Source organism: Streptomyces sp. JK94, from assembly GCF_053613315.1.
In genome coordinates this window covers 136,378-150,702 of record NZ_JBSICH010000009.1, presented here as the reverse complement: position 1 = coordinate 150,702, position 14,325 = coordinate 136,378, and the positions used below count along the sequence as shown (strand labels likewise).

Below are 14,325 nucleotides of genomic sequence, written 5' to 3'. Positions count from 1 at the left end.
GTCATGATCCGGTTCCGGGCCGGTCCGCGGCTTCGGCGGTGAGCGGTGCCCCGCCGTGCCCGGCCGCCAGCAGCCGCCGGCGCTTGCCGCCCCCCGGGATCCGGTGCAGGCCGTACGAACCGGGCTTGCGCGCCTCGGCCGCCAGGTGCCTGACGGTCCCCGAGCACACCATCTCCTTGAGCCGCGCGCCCGGCCGGCCGTCGATGTGGAACCACACCGCGACGTCGTACCGGTGGGCGAACTGCAAGATGCCGCCGCCCCGGCCCAGGCTGATGCACTGACCGGCGAACGCCTGGTTGAGGGGCGAGGGCGGCTCGCCCGCGATCCGGCTGAGCACCGTGTCGGCGGCGCGTGCGCCCAGCGGAATGGCGGCCTGGCAGCTCATCCGCAACGGCAGCCCCGACGGCGCCGCCGAGTCCCCGGCCGCGACGATCCGTACGTCGTCCACGCTCGTCAGCGTCTCGTCGGTGAGCAGCCGGCCCACGGCGTCGGTGCCGAGCCCGCTGCGCGCGGCCAGGTCCGGCACGCCGAAACCCGCGGTCCAGACGGTCACCGCACTCGGCAGCTCGCGGCCGTCGTCCAGCCGCACGGCATCACGGGTCACCTCCGTCACCTTCGTTCCGGGCCCGTCGAGCACGGTCGCGCCCAGTGCGGCCAGCCGCCCGGCGACCGAGCGGCGGCCCCGGGGGTGCAGGTACGGGCCGAGCACCCCGCCGCAGACCAGGGTCACGGCGTGTCCCGCCTCGGCCAGCTCGGCGGCGGCCTCGATACCCGTCGGACCGGCGCCGACCACCGTCACCGGGGCCGTGGCGGGCGTCGCGTCGATGAGCGCCCGCAGCCGCTGGGTCTCCTCCAGGGAGGCGATCGGATGGGCGAACTCGGCCGCGCCGGGCACGCGCGGGTCGGCGCTGCCGCTGCCGGCCGCGTAGACCAGGTAGTCGTAACCGAGCGTGCCGCCGGCCGCCAGCGTCACGCCGCGTGCGTCCGCGTCGATGCGTGTCACGGTGTCGACCACCAGCCGGACACCCTCGGCCAGCACCTTCCGGTAGTCGACGACCGCGTCGTGGGTCCCGCCCGCCATCAGCTGGTGCAGGCGGATGCGCTCGACGAAGGCCGAACGCGGATTGACGAGCGTCACGGTCACGTCGTCGCGCTGGGTCAGGCGGTTGGCCGTCATGACCCCGGCGTAACCGCCGCCGATCACGACCACCTGGGTGTTCCCGGTCATGGTGTCTCCTTCGCTTGGGGCCTACAGCCTCAAGACACCGGAGGACCGTCCCGTGTGACAGGTGTGACGCGGATCGCAGGCGGTGGTCGGCGGGTGACGCGGCCCCCGACTACTCGACGAAGCCGGCGACGGCGTCCAGCCCGGCGTGCCGCAGGGTGCGGTGCACCGCCGGACGGGCCCCGCGGACGGTCAGGACGGCCGGTACCGGGGCCCGGGTGACCGCACGCAACAGTGCGTAGGCGCAGGCGAGGTCGATGCGCGCCAGGTCGTTCATGTCCAGGGTCCACGCGCCCGGCCGCCGCAGCCGGTGGTCGAGGAGCAGCTCTTCCAGGAGGCGCAGCGCGGACGCGTCCAGGTCGCCGGCGAAGGCCAGAACGGCGTGCTGCTCGTCGGCCTCGACGATCGTCACGGGGGCGGGCCGGCTCGGGCGATGAGGGTCGACGGTCACGACGGCCTCCTCGGCGGCGCGTTGCGGGCGGGCGTGCGTGTCTCCCATTGTCCCTCCAACGGCGCCGGACGGAGCGCCCCGGAGGCTGCCGGCCACGAGAAGGTACGGCGGGCGTCCCGCCGCAGGCCCCCGCCACTGCCGGGGCACCCGGCGCCGGCCGGCTCGGCGGTCGTACACGGCTACCGCGCGCCGCGTCGGCCGGTCGGTCGCCGAGCACCTGTACCGCATCCGTACGGCGTACGGTCCGCGCGACGCGGAGGGCGGCCTGCGGGAGGCCGGGGTCACCATGCGAGGAAGACGGTCCAGGCGTCGGGCGCGACGGTGATGGGGGGGGCGGTGGGGGAGTCGGTCTTGGAGTCGCGGATGTGGATGGTGGCGGGTTGGTAGGCGACTTCTACGCAGTTGCCGCCTTCGCTGCCGCTGTAGCTCGACTTGACCCACTCGAGTGCGGTGCTGCTCGTTGCTCTCCCAGGAGACGGCCCAGAAGACCTCTCGTGCTCCTCGGGTGTGAGGGCCTGTGATCGCAGCATCGCACGTTTCCGGGTGAGGACCGCCACCTCGTCCGGGTCGGCGACCAGTTGGCCGCCGCGTTGGGTTTCCGTGTAGGCGAGTCGCTGATGTTGGGGTGTCTCCAGTGATCGGCGGTTCCTCGCGGTGCAGGATCGCCTGTCGTTCGATACGTGCCGTCGCCAAACTGGGCGATCCTGTCTTCGCCGTAGAACGGCACACGGCTGCGGAACACCGCCCAGGCGTACGCCTCCCTCTGAAGCAGGCCGGGCAGCACCTGGTTCCCGTACGGCGAGATGGCGAGGGCCTCCCGTTCCCGGTCCAGGTACTCCTCGGCCCACAGGGAGACCAGATCCACCTCCGGCATCTTGCTCGGCGCCGGCGACAACACCCCTTGCGTGCCGAGGAGTTCGTCGAGCTGCGTGCACGACAGCGGGGCGGCGTGCCGGTGGTGCCGTCGGTGTTCGGCGGGGAGCCTCGAGAGGGCGGGCGGGGGTTGTTGCTCGTGTCGGAGCCGGCGGACGCGTGGGGCGTGGGGGAGCGGGACCCCGGCAAGGTGGTGTGGTGCGAGGTGGGTTTCGCCCAGGGTGCTGGAGGAGGGGCCGTGGGGGCCGCCCGCTTCCTCGTCGGTGTCGTGCTTCCGCGACCCGAGTAAAGGGCGCTGCGCGTCGCCTTCGGCGATGGCCCTGCGGGCCACCCTTGACTCGGCCCGCTCCAGCACGGGTGAGAAGCGGGCGGGCGGCCCGGGGAGACGGGTGGCCGAACCGGGTTCGCGGTCGGGCGCAGGTTGTGCCGTGGCCCGGCGTCGGCGGTGCGCGCTCGCGCCTCGCCTGCACGCCGGGCCGTCTCGGCGGCTGACGGCGGGTGAGGGGTGCGGTGGTGGTGCGATGGTTCCGGTGGCGGCACGCCGGGTTGCTTCGGCGGCTGACTGCGGGTGGGCGGGTGAGTGAGTGGGTGGTGTGGGAGCGCGGCGGTCGGGTGGTGGTGCACCGGGTCGTCTCGGTGACTGGCGTCACGGTCCGCTGCCGACAGTCCGTTCCTCCTGTACGGAAGGGCCGGGCGGGGGCCTGTACGGCGGACCCCTCTCGAAAAGCGTGAACACTTCGGCCCGAAGTGTTCACGCTTTTCGAGAGGGGTGGGGGACCGGCACCCGCCCGCCGCCGTCGTCATCGTCGGTGCGGCGGGAAGGGCGCGCGTGCCACTGTCTGCCGTCGACCTGACCGCACGCCGCCCACGCAGCGCCGGGTGGCGCGGCCTGCCGTCCCGGCGGGGGCGTCGCGTCACCGCACCATCCACCATCCGTCAGCCGCCGAGACGGCGCGGCGTGCTGGTGAGGTGCCGGCGCGCCTCGGCGTCCGGGGACTGTTCAACGGCGGACGGGACCGTCGGGGAAGGGCCACCGCCTTCCCCGGGCCGCCCGCTCGCTTCTGACCCGTGCCGGAGCGGGCCGGGGCCAGGGTGGCCCGCAGGGCCGTCGCCGAAGGCGACGCGACCGCAGGGAGCGCCCTTGACGCGGCCCGTGGAGGCACGACACCGACGAGGAAGCGGGCGGCCCCACGGTCACGGCCGACGAACGGTGAGCATCCGCGCGATCGACGTGATCGTGTCCGGCCCCACCCGGCAGCAGCCGCCGACCACTCGGGCGCCGCCCGCCCGCCAGGCCCGTACCTGCTCCGCGGCGAACGACGAACGCCCCCGCCACGTCCTGGCGTGCGCGTCCCAGGCCTCCCCGCTGTTGGGATACACCACGACCGGCTTGCCGGTGACCCGCGCGGCGGTCCCGACCGCTTCCGCCACGTCCTCGGGGGCGCAGCAGTTCACCCCCACCGCGATCACCTCCTCCGCATCCGCGGCCAGGGCGAAGGCCTCCTCCAGCGGTTGGCCGGCGCGGGTGCGGCCGCCCGCGACGGTGTACGACAACCAGGCCGGCACACCCAGTCCCCGCACCGCCCGCAGCAACGCCGCGGCCTCCTCGGTGTCGGGGACCGTCTCCAGTGCGAGCACGTCCGGCCGGGCGGCGGCCAGCACCTCCAGGCGGGGCCGGTGGAAACGCTCCAGTTCCCCGGCGCCGAGTCCGTACCGGCCCCGGTACTCCGAGCCGTCCGCGAGCATCGCCCCGTACGGGCCGGCCGAGGCCGCCACCCACAGGCGGCGGTCCACCCGGGCCCGGCGGGCGGCCTCCCGGGCCGCTTCCACGCTGAGCGTGAGCAGGTCGGCCGCCCGCTCCCGGCCGATGCCGCGTCGGGCGAAGCCCTCGAAGGTGGCCTGGTAGCTGGAGGTGATCGCCACGTCCGCGCCCGCCTCGAAGTAGGCGAGGTGGGCCGCGGTGACCGCCTCGGGCTCCTCGGCGAGCAGCCGCGCCGACCACAGGTCGTCGCTCAGGTCGTGCCCCGCCGACTCCAGCTGGTTGGACAGGCCGCCGTCGAGCACGAGCGGGTGGCCGGAGGCGAGGGCGTCGGCGAAGTCGCTGGTCATGTCACGAGGCTAGACGGGCCGGGGACGGCGGTCTTGTCCGGGCGCCGCTCCTTCCCTCCCCGCCGCCGGACGCCCGGCAGCCGACGCGTCGCGGACGGCCGGCGCCGGACCCGTTGACCTCTCCCTGCCACGCCCTTACCTTTTCGACGTTCGTCATCGCAGATGGCGTTCGGCATGACGAACGAGCTGTGTCGCGCGCCCTGTCGCCCCTCGACGCCACCACCTTCACCCACCGCGGCGTCCGCTGGCTCGCCTGGGCGCAGCACGAGCCCGGCATGGACAACAACACCGCCCTGTGGCTGTCGGAGAGGGCGAACCCCTGGACGCTGAAGGGCCCCCAGGCACGCATCTCCACGCCCGAGTACGACTGGGAGTGCGTCGGCTGCAAGGTCAACGAGGGCGCGTCGGTCGTCGCCCGCGACGGCCGGCTGTTCATGACCTGCTCGGCCAGCGCCACCGACGCCAACTGCTGCATGGGCCTGCTGACCGCCGACGCCGACGCCGACCTGATGGACCCCGCGAACTGGTCGAAGTCGCCGGTCCCCGTCTTCACCAGCAACGACGCCAACGGCCAGTACGGCCCCGGCCACAACTGCCTCACCGTCGACCGGGACGGCCGCACCGACGTCCTCGTCCACCACGCCCGTTAGTACAAGGAGACCGACGGAGATCCGCTGCACGATCCCAACCGGCACACCCGCGTATCCAGAGGCTCCGCCGGAAGGCGGACGGCACCCCGGACTTCGGCGTTCCGGTCGCCGGCACGGCGGACACGCCCCGCCGACCGGGCGCCCGGGGACGGGGCTCAGGCCCGCAGCCGGTGCCTCATCTGCGTCAGACGCCGGTCGAAACGGAGGTGGGACCAGGTCATCCAGCCGAGGGAGACGAGCGCGAGGACGAGGGTCAGGCTCCCGGCCGTGACGGACCCGACGACGAACCACAGGACCGACGTACCGAAGAAGATGAGGGCCAGGAGCGGGAACGCCCACCAGCGGTGGCGCCGCAGTCGCCGCTGACGGGACTCGACCAGCACGGCCATGGCCTGCCGGCGCCGCGGATCCTCGGGGGGCGGCCCGCCCTTGAGGATCCGCCGCTCCATCGCGGGCACGTCCTCCGGCTCCGCGCCGGTGTCCCGTGCGTCGTGCCGGCGGCGGCGCCGCACCAGGAACACGGCCCAGACGCTCATCAGCGCGGCACCGAGGAGGGCCGACGGCCACGCCGCCGCCCCGTCGAAGAACAACCGGACCACGACCCCGACGGCCAGGGCCCCCAGGCCGATCGCCCACAGGCTGTCCCGCCGACGCCGCGTGAAACCGTCGTCGCGGTGCTCGGGCCTCTCCATGCACACCCCTCGGGTAGTAGTGGCCTCGTGATGACGTCGCACGACGGTGCGGGTACCCGCCCGGGGACCAGGACACTTCGGCCGCCACCGAAGCAACCGGCGCATAGCGTCGGGGAGATGAGCGACACGCACACCGCCACCGCCCGTACGTCCGCCGGCGCCGTCACCGGCATGGTCGACCACGTCCTCGCGCTCGCCGCCACCTGGCCCGGCCGGGACGGGCGTCCCGTGCACGCCGACGGCCGCGTCCACACGCCGCACAAGGCGATCCGGCGGACGGCCGACCACGTGACCGACCACCTCGCCGAGCTGGAGGCCCGGTTGGCCGGACAGCGGACGCAGCCCGACCACTGGCACGCCTCCGCGGTCACCACGGCGGCGGACCGCGCCCCCTTCACGCCGCAGGACCTCGACGAGGCCCGCAGCCGCCTCACCCGGCTCGCCCGCATCTGGGCCAACCGCCTCGACGCGCTCACCGACGAGCAGCTCGACCGCTCGCCGGGCGAGGGCTGGAGCTTCCGCGAACTCGCCGCGCACCTGGAGGAGTCCGTCCACTACGCCGACGCGGTCGGTGACCTGTCGTGACCGCCTTCGCCCGCCTGCACCGGGCAGGCGCGCCGCTGCTCCTGCCGTGCGCCTGGGACCACGCCTCGGCCCTCGCCCTCGCCGGGCGGGGCTTCGCGGCGGTCGGCACGACCAGCCTCGGCGTCGCGGCGGCGGCCGGCCTGCCCGACGGCACCGCGGCGACCCGTGACGAGACACTGCGGCTGGCCCTGGCCCTGGGGTCGGAGCCGTTCCTGCTGTCCGTGGACGCGGAGGACGGCTGCAGCGACGACCCCGACGAGGTGGGGGAGTTCGCACGGGAACTGGCGACGGTCGGGGCCGTCGGCATCAACCTGGAGGACGCTCTGGGCCCCGTCGGCCGGCACGCCGCGAAGATCGCCGCGGTCCGGTCGGCGGCCCCGGGCCTGTTCGTCAACGCCCGTACCGACACGTACTGGTCGGGCGACGGGTCCTTCGCCGAGACGATGCGCCGCCTCGACGCCTACCGCGAGGCCGGTGCCCACGGCGTCTTCGTCCCCGGCCTCACCGACCCCGGCCGGATCGCGGCCCTCGTCGCCCGTCTCGACGTACCGCTCAACATCCTCCACTCGCCCGCCGGCCCGACCCTGGCGCACCTCGCCGACCTGGGCGTGCGCCGCGTCAGCCTCGGCTCGCTGCTGTACCGCCGGGCGCTGGGCGCCGCCCTGGAGACGGCGGCCGACATCGCCGCGGGCCGCACCCCGGGCGGTGCGGCGCCCACGTACGAGGAGGTGCGGCGGCTGAGCGGCTAGCTCCCGCTCCCGCCGGGCCGCTCGCGGGGCCAGTGCTCCAGCGCCACGTGCAGGGCGTCGACCGCCTTGTCCCAGGAGGCCTGCACGTCGCGCGGGGCACCGAAACCGCCGGTGGCCTCCAGGGCGCAGTAACCGTGGAAGGTGCTGCGCAGCAGGCGGACGGCGTCCGTGAGGTCGGGTTCGGTCAGGCCGTAGGCGCGGAGCATCCCGTAGGTGATCTCGGCGGTGCGGCGCAGGGCGGGGGAGCCGGCGACGGCGGACTGGCCGACGCGGATCCGGGTCGCGGCGTACCGGCCGGGGTGGCGCAGGGCGTAGGCGCGGTAGGCGCCCGCGAAGGCGGCGAGGGCCTCCTTGCCCGTCCGCCCGGCCACTGCCGACGCCATCTCGTCGATCAGCTCGCCGCCGGCCAGCAGCGCCACCCGGACGCGCAGGTCCTGGAGGTTCCTGACGTGCGTGTACAGACTCGCGTCCTTCACCCCGAAGTGCCGGGCGAGCGCGGAGACGGTGACGCTCTCGAACCCGGTCGCGTCGGCGAGGTCGGCGGCGGCCGCGACGACGCGGTCGGTCGTGAGACCGGCTCGGGGCACGGACCACCTTCCCGTTTCCTAGGAATCCTAGGTTTCTTGTTAGGGCAGGCAGGGTGGCAGGTGGGGCTCATCCCCACGTCGTTCAACGTTCATCTTTTGCGTCGATTCTCCTCGAAGCCGCGCACGGCGGCGGTATCCAGGAGGATCTTCATGGGGCACGGACACGGGCACACGCACGGCCATCACCACCACGGACACGCACACCCGCACGACCACGAGACCGCGCCGGCCCTGCCCGCCGCCTTCGACACCAGCGTCCCCGACGAGGCACTCAACCCCGAACAGCAGTCGCGCCGCGGGCTGCTGCGCCGCGCGGGCCTGCTCGGCGCCGGACTCGCCGCCGGCTCCGTCCTCGCCCAGACCGCGACCGCCGCCCCCGCGCAGGCCGCGGGCAACGGCCGCAGCAAGAAGGGCTTCCTCTGGCTCGCCGGCGACCACCACATCCACACGCAGTACAGCAGCGACGGCAAGTACCGCGTCGTCGACCAGGTCCGCCAGGGCGCCCGGCACGGCATGGACTGGATGGTCATCACCGACCACGGCAGCACCACGCACGCCAAGATCGGCGTCGAGAAGGTCAACCCGGACATCCGGGAGGCCAGAACCGCCCACGAGGACACCCTCGTCTTCCAGGGCCTGGAGTGGAACATCCCGGCCGCCGAGCACGGCACGGTCTTCGTCCACCCGGGCAAGAACGAGGTCTCCGTCCTGAAGCAGTTCGAGACCGACTACGACGGCAGCGTCAAGGGCGCCGGCGACTCCACGCCCGCCAACGAGGCCCTCGCGGTCGCCGGTCTCTCCTTCCTCGCCGACCAGGTGAAGCGGCGCAAGGTCGAGGACGCCCTGATGCTCGCCAACCACCCGGCGCGCAAGGGCATCGACTCCCCGCACGAGATCCGCGCCTGGCGCGACGCCACCCCCCGGCAGCACCAGATCGCCGTCGGCTTCGAGGGCGCCCCCGGCCACCAGGCCGCCGGCCTGCCGCAGCCGCTCGGCATGGGCCGCGCCCGCGGCATCTACGACGGCAGCCCCGGCGCCAACTCCTTCGCCGGCTACCCGCTGGAGAGCTACCGCACCTGGGGCGGCTTCGACTGGATGACCGCCACCGTCGGCGGCCTGTGGGACAGCCTCATCGCCGAGGGCCGCCCCTGGTGGATCACCGCCAACTCCGACTCCCACCAGGTGTACGCCGACACCGCCGCCCGAGGCGGCGGCGACTTCGCCGCCAACGGCCGTTACGACGACCCCGTCTACGCCGGGCAGATCGACGTCACCCAGGGCGACTTCTGGCCCGGCCAGTACAGCCGCACCCACGTCGGCTCCGACGGCTTCTCCTACGCCGCCGTCATGGACGGCATCCGCGCCGGCCGCATCTGGGTCGACCACGGGCAGCTCATCAGCGGCCTCGACGTCCGCGTCTCGGGCGGCGGCCGCTGGGCCACGCTCGGCGGCGCCCTGCACGTCCGCAAGGGCACCCGGGTCACCCTCTCGATGGACGTGGCCATGGCCGGCGGCCCCAACTGGGCCGGATTCACCCCGAAGCTGGCCCGCGTGGACGTCATCCAGGGCGACGTGACCGGCCTGGCCGCCGACAAGGACACCTTCACCGCGCCGACGGCCCGGGTGGTCAAGTCGTACGAGGTGAACAAGGACTCCGGGACCGTCCGGCTCACCTACGACCTCGGCCGCGTCGACCACCCCGTCTACCTCCGCACGCGCGGCACCGACGGCAACCGGTCCGCCGTCGGCGCGCTGGGCGCGAAGGTCGACCCGGCGGGCCCCGCCATCGACGTCGTCGGCGACGCCGACCCGTGGCGCGACCTGTGGTTCTACTCCAACCCGGTATGGATCCTGCCGTCGTGACGCCGCCCTCCGCGCCGTACGCCATCGGCATCGACACCGGGACGACGACGCTGCGCGAGGCCGATCACCTGCTCCAGGCCCTCGCTGCCGAACTCGCCCTCCCCGAGGACGTCTTCGGCTGCACGCACCTGGTCCGGGACGACCGCCCGCGCGTGGTCCTGTCCCTGGCCTCCGATGCGGAGCCGGTCCTGCGCACCGCCCGGGACCGGCTCACCGCCCAGGGGTACGACGTCCGCGACGGGGCCCCGGACGAGGCCGGCCGCGCCGTCCTCTACCCGGGCGCGGACGCCCTCACCGGCACGCTCACGCTCGCCGAGCTGCTCGCGCGCTCCGCGATCGACCGCGTGACCGTACTGGGCACCCCGGACGAACCCTCCCCGGACACCCGGCTGGTCACCCGGGAGCACGTCCGCCCGCAGTGGCGGGACGGACGCCTGGTCCTGGCCGCCATGCCCGCCGCGGGCGGCGCCCTGGTGCCGTTCGAGGACCCGGACCCGACCCCGTGCTGCGCGGACCACTGAGGGCCGGGGGACGACGGGAACGGGGGCCGGCCCGCTGACGGCGACCAACGGGAATGCGGGCCGGAGACTAACGGGAACGCGGGCCGGTGCGCAGGACGGCGAACAGCCCCCGCGCGCGGGTGCCGTCCGGCAGCCGCCAGGAGCCGGCCACGTGACCGGCCGCTTCCGGCGGCAGGGCGGACGCGACGTCCGGGACGGGGTGCAGGACCCGGTACAGGCGCAGGCTCGCGCCGTGCGGTGCGTGCAGCTCGGTGCCCGACGGGTCGTCGGCGGGCGGGCTGCCGACGACCGTGGGGACGGGACCGTCACCGGTGCGGGAGCGGGTGACCTCCCGGTCGGGGAGGTCGCTGGTGTCCTGGTCCTGGGCCTGCACCCGGCCCTCGACCAGGGCCGTGAACTGGGCGGCCCACACCGGGTCGTGGCAGCCGTCGTACACCCAGCGCCGCCCCAGCACCCCGTGCTCCATGGTGCCGACGAGGGCGTGCCCGGCCCCGTCCAGCGGGGCACCGCGATAGGTGAGAGGCACCAGATAGGTGGCCGGGCGGGCGCCGGAGGCGTCGTTGACCACCAGGAACTCGATCCCGACCTCGCCCCGCGGGTCGTCCAGCCGGAAGCCGCCGGCCTTGGACAGCTCCGGTTCGTCCCCGCCGGAGTACCACGGCCGGGAGGGCAGCCAGGCGGCGAGCAGCTCCAGCTTGGTCGGACGGAGCGTGGTGTGGTGGATGACGGCCATGCCGGCAGTCCCCTTTCGTCGACCGGACGCGTGGTGCCCACCCTGCCATCCACCGGACCCGGCCGCGCGGTGCCGCCTCCCGCCGGACGCGCCCCAGGACGCGCAGGACCCGCAGGTCGCGCAGGTCGCGCAGGACCCGCAGGACGCACACGAGGTGCCGGCCCGCGCCCGGCCGCGGCGACCGGAGCCGCTCAGCCCTCCAGCACCCCGCGCACGAACGCGTTCGTGAACTTCCCCGCCGGGTCCAGCGCCCCGGCCAGCGCCCGGAAGTCCCCCAGCCGGGGGTAGAGCGCGCGCAGCCCGCCCGCCGGCGTCGTGAACACCTTCCCCCAGTGCGGCCGGGCCGCGAACGGGGACAGCGCCTCCTCCAGCCGCCGCACCACCGGCAGCACCGCCGCCGTGTCCTCGACCCAGGTGAAGTGCGCCGCCACGGTGTCCCGCCCGTACGCCGGGCTCAGCCACTGCTCGTCGGCGGCGACCGTGCGCACCTCACAGGTCTGGAGCACCGGCGCGACCGTCTCCCGTATCGCGTCCACCGCGCGCAGGGCGTCCAGGGCGTGCGCGCGGGGCATCAGGTACTCCGACTGCAGCTCGGCGCCGCTGCTCGGCGTGAACTCGGCGCGGAAGTGCGGCAGCCGCTCGTGCCACGGCCCCGGCACGCCGAACTGCTCGGTGCAGTTGACCGCGGGCATGCCCGGCACCGGATGCGTCTTCACGGCCGCCGGCGCGGCGTACGGGAACTCCGGCAGCGGCTGGTCGGTGCGCCGCTTCAGCCACACCTGCCGGAACCCGGGGGCCCGCCAGTCCGTGAACAGGCTCACGCTGTACGCCGCCGCCATCACCGTGTCGAAGACCGCCGTGTCCAGCCCGGCGAGCGGCAGCTCCGTGAAGACGTGCTGCTCGACCTCGTAGGCGGGCTCCAGGTCGAGGGTGAGCGCCGTCACCACGCCCAGCGCGCCGAGCGAGGTCACCGCGCCGCCGAACCGCTCGTCGCCCCGCGCGACGGTCACCGTCGAGCCGTCCGCCGTGACCAGCTCCACCTCACGCACCGCCGACGCCAGCGAGCCGTTGCCCACCCCCGAACCGTGCGTGCCGGTCGCCACCGACCCGGCGACCGAGATGTGCGGCAGCGACGCCATGTTCGCCAGCGCCAGCCCCCGCCCGTGCACCCGCCGCGCCAGCTCCGCGTACCGGACACCGCCGCCCACCCGCACCGTACGGGCCGCGGAGTCGACGTCCACCTCCGCCGGCAGGCCGGCCAGCGACAGCAGGACGCCCTCGGCGCCCGGCTCGGCGATCTCGTTGAAGGAGTGCCCGCTGCCCAGCACCCGCACCCGCGCGCTGTCCGCCACCAGGGCCCGCAGCGCGCCCGGTGAGTCCGGCCGGAGCAGCTCCTTGGCCGCGTAGGTGATGTTGCCGGCCCAGTTGGTCACGGTGATGTCGGTCATACCGCGGAAACCTACCCGGCGCGCCTGGAGGGGCCCCGGGCGGGAAGCCGCACGGGCGGGGGCATACCGTGAGAAGTCGAACGCCTGAGCCGGGAGGAGACACGGATGGGCAGCCGCACCGCGCTGGTCGAGGATCTTATGGAGCGCTTTCCGCATGTGCCGCGGGAAGCCGTCTTCAAGGAGGACCTGCTCCGCGGCGGGGTGGCCTTCGACCCCTCCGCACTCAGTGACAACGAGGACGGCGAGGTCAAGCCGAAGTCGTACTTCATCTTCTCCTTCGACCACGGCACCCTGCCCGAGCTGGGCGAGGCCGCGCTGCGCCGCCCGCCCGAGGAGATCATCCTCACCGGCGGCCCCTACGACCTGCGCCGCACCGTCGTCTCGGTCCGCGTGAACCCGTCCTCCCCGTACCGCGTCGCGGCCGACGAGCACGACCAGCTCGGCCTGTACCTCGACGGCAGGCGGATCTCGGACGTCGGCGTGCCGCCCATGCCCGAGTACTACCGGCACACCCTCTCCAACGGGAAGTCGGTCATGGAGGTGGCCCCGACCATCCAGTGGGGCTACCTGATCTACCTGACCGTCTTCCGGGTCTGCCAGTACTTCGGGGCCAAGGAGGAGTGCCAGTACTGCGACATCAACCACAACTGGCGCCAGCACAAGGCGGCCGGGCGGCCCTACACGGGCGTCAAGGACGTGGAGGAGGTGCTGGAGGCCCTGGAGATCATCGACCGCTACGACACGGCGAAGGCCTCCACCGCCTACACCCTCACCGGCGGCGCGATCACCAAGACGGTCTCCGGCCGCGACGAGGCCGACTTCTACGGCCACTACGCCAAGGCCATCGAGGAGCGCTTCCCCGGCCGCTGGATCGGCAAGGTCGTCGCCCAGGCACTGCCCAAGCCCGACGTCCAGCGCTTCAAGGACTACGGCGTGCAGATCTACCACCCCAACTTCGAGGTGTGGGACGAGTACCTGTTCAAGATGTACTGCCCCGGCAAGGAGCGGTACGTCGGCCGCGACGAGTGGCACAAGCGCATCCTGGACTCCACCGACGTCTTCGGCGCGCGCAACGTCATCCCCAACTTCGTCGCGGGCGTCGAGATGGCCGAGCCCTTCGGCTTCAAGACGGTCGACGAGGCCATCGCCTCCACCACCGAGGGCCTGCGCTTCTTCATGTCGCAGGGCATCACCCCCCGCTTCACCACCTGGTGCCCCGAGCCCACCACCCCGCTCGGCAAGGCCAACCCGCAGGGCGCGCCGCTGGAGTACCACATCCGGCTGCTCCAGGCCTACCGGCAGACCATGGAGGAGTTCGGCCTCTCCTCGCCCCCCGGCTACGGCCCGCCCGGCGCCGGCAACGCGGTCTTCTCCGTCAGCTCCTTCATGGACAGCCTGCCGGAGGACGCACCCGTCGAGGTGTGAGCCGACGTCCCTGCCGGCGGGCCGCGCCCCGCCCCGCCGGTTGCGGGCACCCTGCGCACGGCGGCCGGCTGCCCGGGGCCCTCGCCGCCGTCGTGACCGGCTGGGGCGGTCCCGCGCACCCGGCACAGCGCCGCCGCGCCGCCGAGGCGCGCCCCGGCGCCGGGAGCCCGGCGACGGACGACGACCGCGCCGACCGGACGCGACGGACGGCGGCCACCGGGCCCGCGTCGTGTGCTACGGCCGCCTCGCCCCTCGTCCGGCCCCGGACGAGGGGCGAGGCGGCCCCCCTGCCGGGCCCGCTGCCTCGTCGACCAGTGGCCCGACGGCTTCCAGGACACCACCGCCACCGGTCACCGCCACCACCGTCGGCGCCCTCGCGTCCTGGCGCGGCAGGAAGGCCCCGCCGTACGACGT

12 protein-coding genes and 4 pseudogenes are annotated in these 14,325 nt (G+C 74.2%); 7 read left to right on the top strand and 9 right to left on the bottom strand.

Features of this window, described 5'->3' with window-relative positions:
* Position 1 precedes the first annotated feature (1 nt).
* From ACVV2G_RS09800 to ACVV2G_RS09785, 4 genes and pseudogenes are all read right to left on the bottom strand, one after another.
* Positions 2 to 1,228, bottom strand: a complete 1,227-nt coding sequence (locus ACVV2G_RS09800) for an NAD(P)/FAD-dependent oxidoreductase (protein ID WP_453842227.1) — start codon at positions 1,226 to 1,228, stop codon at positions 2 to 4.
* A gap of 109 nt (positions 1,229 to 1,337) precedes the next feature.
* Positions 1,338 to 1,724, bottom strand: coding sequence for an STAS domain-containing protein (locus ACVV2G_RS09795; RefSeq protein WP_453842226.1), 387 nt, complete (start codon positions 1,722 to 1,724; stop codon positions 1,338 to 1,340).
* Between the two features lie 233 nt (positions 1,725 to 1,957).
* Positions 1,958 to 2,110, bottom strand: a pseudogene (locus tag ACVV2G_RS09790) (DUF397 domain-containing protein); the annotation flags it as partial.
* Positions 2,111 to 2,136: 26 nt separating this feature from the next.
* Positions 2,137 to 2,631, bottom strand: a pseudogene (locus tag ACVV2G_RS09785) (Scr1 family TA system antitoxin-like transcriptional regulator); the annotation flags it as partial.
* On the opposite strand from ACVV2G_RS09785, the pseudogene ACVV2G_RS09780 reads away from it, so the two are divergent.
* Positions 2,620 to 2,838: pseudogene (locus ACVV2G_RS09780) on the top strand (hypothetical protein); the annotation flags it as partial. The pseudogenes ACVV2G_RS09785 and ACVV2G_RS09780 sit on opposite strands and share 12 nt — an antisense overlap.
* A 905-nt stretch (positions 2,839 to 3,743) precedes the next feature.
* Here the strand turns inward: ACVV2G_RS09780 and mmuM are convergent.
* Positions 3,744 to 4,658, bottom strand: coding sequence for a homocysteine S-methyltransferase (mmuM, locus tag ACVV2G_RS09775; protein WP_453842225.1), 915 nt, complete (start codon positions 4,656 to 4,658; stop codon positions 3,744 to 3,746).
* A gap of 209 nt (positions 4,659 to 4,867) precedes the next feature.
* Here mmuM and ACVV2G_RS09770 point away from each other — a divergent pair.
* Positions 4,868 to 5,427, top strand: a pseudogene (locus ACVV2G_RS09770) (glycoside hydrolase family 43 protein); the annotation flags it as partial.
* A gap of 36 nt (positions 5,428 to 5,463) precedes the next feature.
* Here the strand turns inward: ACVV2G_RS09770 and ACVV2G_RS09765 are convergent.
* Positions 5,464 to 6,000 (bottom strand): hypothetical protein, encoded by a 537-nt coding sequence (locus ACVV2G_RS09765; protein ID WP_453842284.1) that lies wholly within the window; start codon positions 5,998 to 6,000, stop codon positions 5,464 to 5,466.
* Positions 6,001 to 6,117: 117 nt separating this feature from the next.
* Here ACVV2G_RS09765 and ACVV2G_RS09760 point away from each other — a divergent pair, with 117 nt between their 5' ends.
* Together ACVV2G_RS09760 and ACVV2G_RS09755 are read left to right on the top strand one after the other, a co-directional pair.
* On the top strand, positions 6,118 to 6,585 hold the full coding sequence (locus tag ACVV2G_RS09760) for a hypothetical protein (RefSeq protein ID WP_453842283.1): 468 nt from the start codon (positions 6,118 to 6,120) through the stop codon (positions 6,583 to 6,585).
* Positions 6,582 to 7,334, top strand: a complete 753-nt coding sequence (locus ACVV2G_RS09755) for an isocitrate lyase/PEP mutase family protein (protein ID WP_453842224.1) — start codon at positions 6,582 to 6,584, stop codon at positions 7,332 to 7,334. Before ACVV2G_RS09760 ends, ACVV2G_RS09755 begins: the two co-directional genes overlap by 4 nt.
* Here ACVV2G_RS09755 and ACVV2G_RS09750 read toward each other — a convergent pair.
* The gene (locus ACVV2G_RS09750) at positions 7,331 to 7,921 is read right to left on the bottom strand and encodes a TetR/AcrR family transcriptional regulator (protein WP_453842223.1); all 591 of its coding nucleotides are present in this window, start codon (positions 7,919 to 7,921) and stop codon (positions 7,331 to 7,333) included. The genes ACVV2G_RS09755 and ACVV2G_RS09750 overlap by 4 nt on opposite strands.
* A 150-nt stretch (positions 7,922 to 8,071) precedes the next feature.
* On the opposite strand from ACVV2G_RS09750, the gene ACVV2G_RS09745 reads away from it, so the two are divergent.
* The gene (locus tag ACVV2G_RS09745; protein WP_453842222.1) at positions 8,072 to 9,784 is read left to right on the top strand and encodes a PHP domain-containing protein; all 1,713 of its coding nucleotides are present in this window, start codon (positions 8,072 to 8,074) and stop codon (positions 9,782 to 9,784) included.
* Positions 9,781 to 10,305 (top strand): hypothetical protein, encoded by a 525-nt coding sequence (locus ACVV2G_RS09740; RefSeq protein ID WP_453842221.1) that lies wholly within the window; start codon positions 9,781 to 9,783, stop codon positions 10,303 to 10,305. The genes ACVV2G_RS09745 and ACVV2G_RS09740 overlap by 4 nt, the downstream gene beginning before the upstream one ends.
* Before the next feature lie 67 nt (positions 10,306 to 10,372).
* Here the strand turns inward: ACVV2G_RS09740 and ACVV2G_RS09735 are convergent, their stop codons facing one another.
* Entirely contained in the window at positions 10,373 to 11,038 is a 666-nt protein-coding gene (locus ACVV2G_RS09735) for a maltokinase N-terminal cap-like domain-containing protein (protein ID WP_453842220.1), read from the bottom strand.
* Positions 11,039 to 11,229: 191 nt separating this feature from the next.
* Positions 11,230 to 12,486: an FAD-binding protein gene (locus tag ACVV2G_RS09730; protein ID WP_453842219.1), complete on the bottom strand. Its 1,257-nt coding sequence runs from the start codon at positions 12,484 to 12,486 to the stop codon at positions 11,230 to 11,232.
* 105 nt (positions 12,487 to 12,591) lie between these two features.
* On the opposite strand from ACVV2G_RS09730, the gene ACVV2G_RS09725 reads away from it, so the two are divergent.
* Positions 12,592 to 13,911, top strand: coding sequence for a radical SAM protein (locus tag ACVV2G_RS09725; protein WP_453842218.1), 1,320 nt, complete (start codon positions 12,592 to 12,594; stop codon positions 13,909 to 13,911).
* The last annotated feature ends 414 nt before the right edge of the window (positions 13,912 to 14,325 follow it).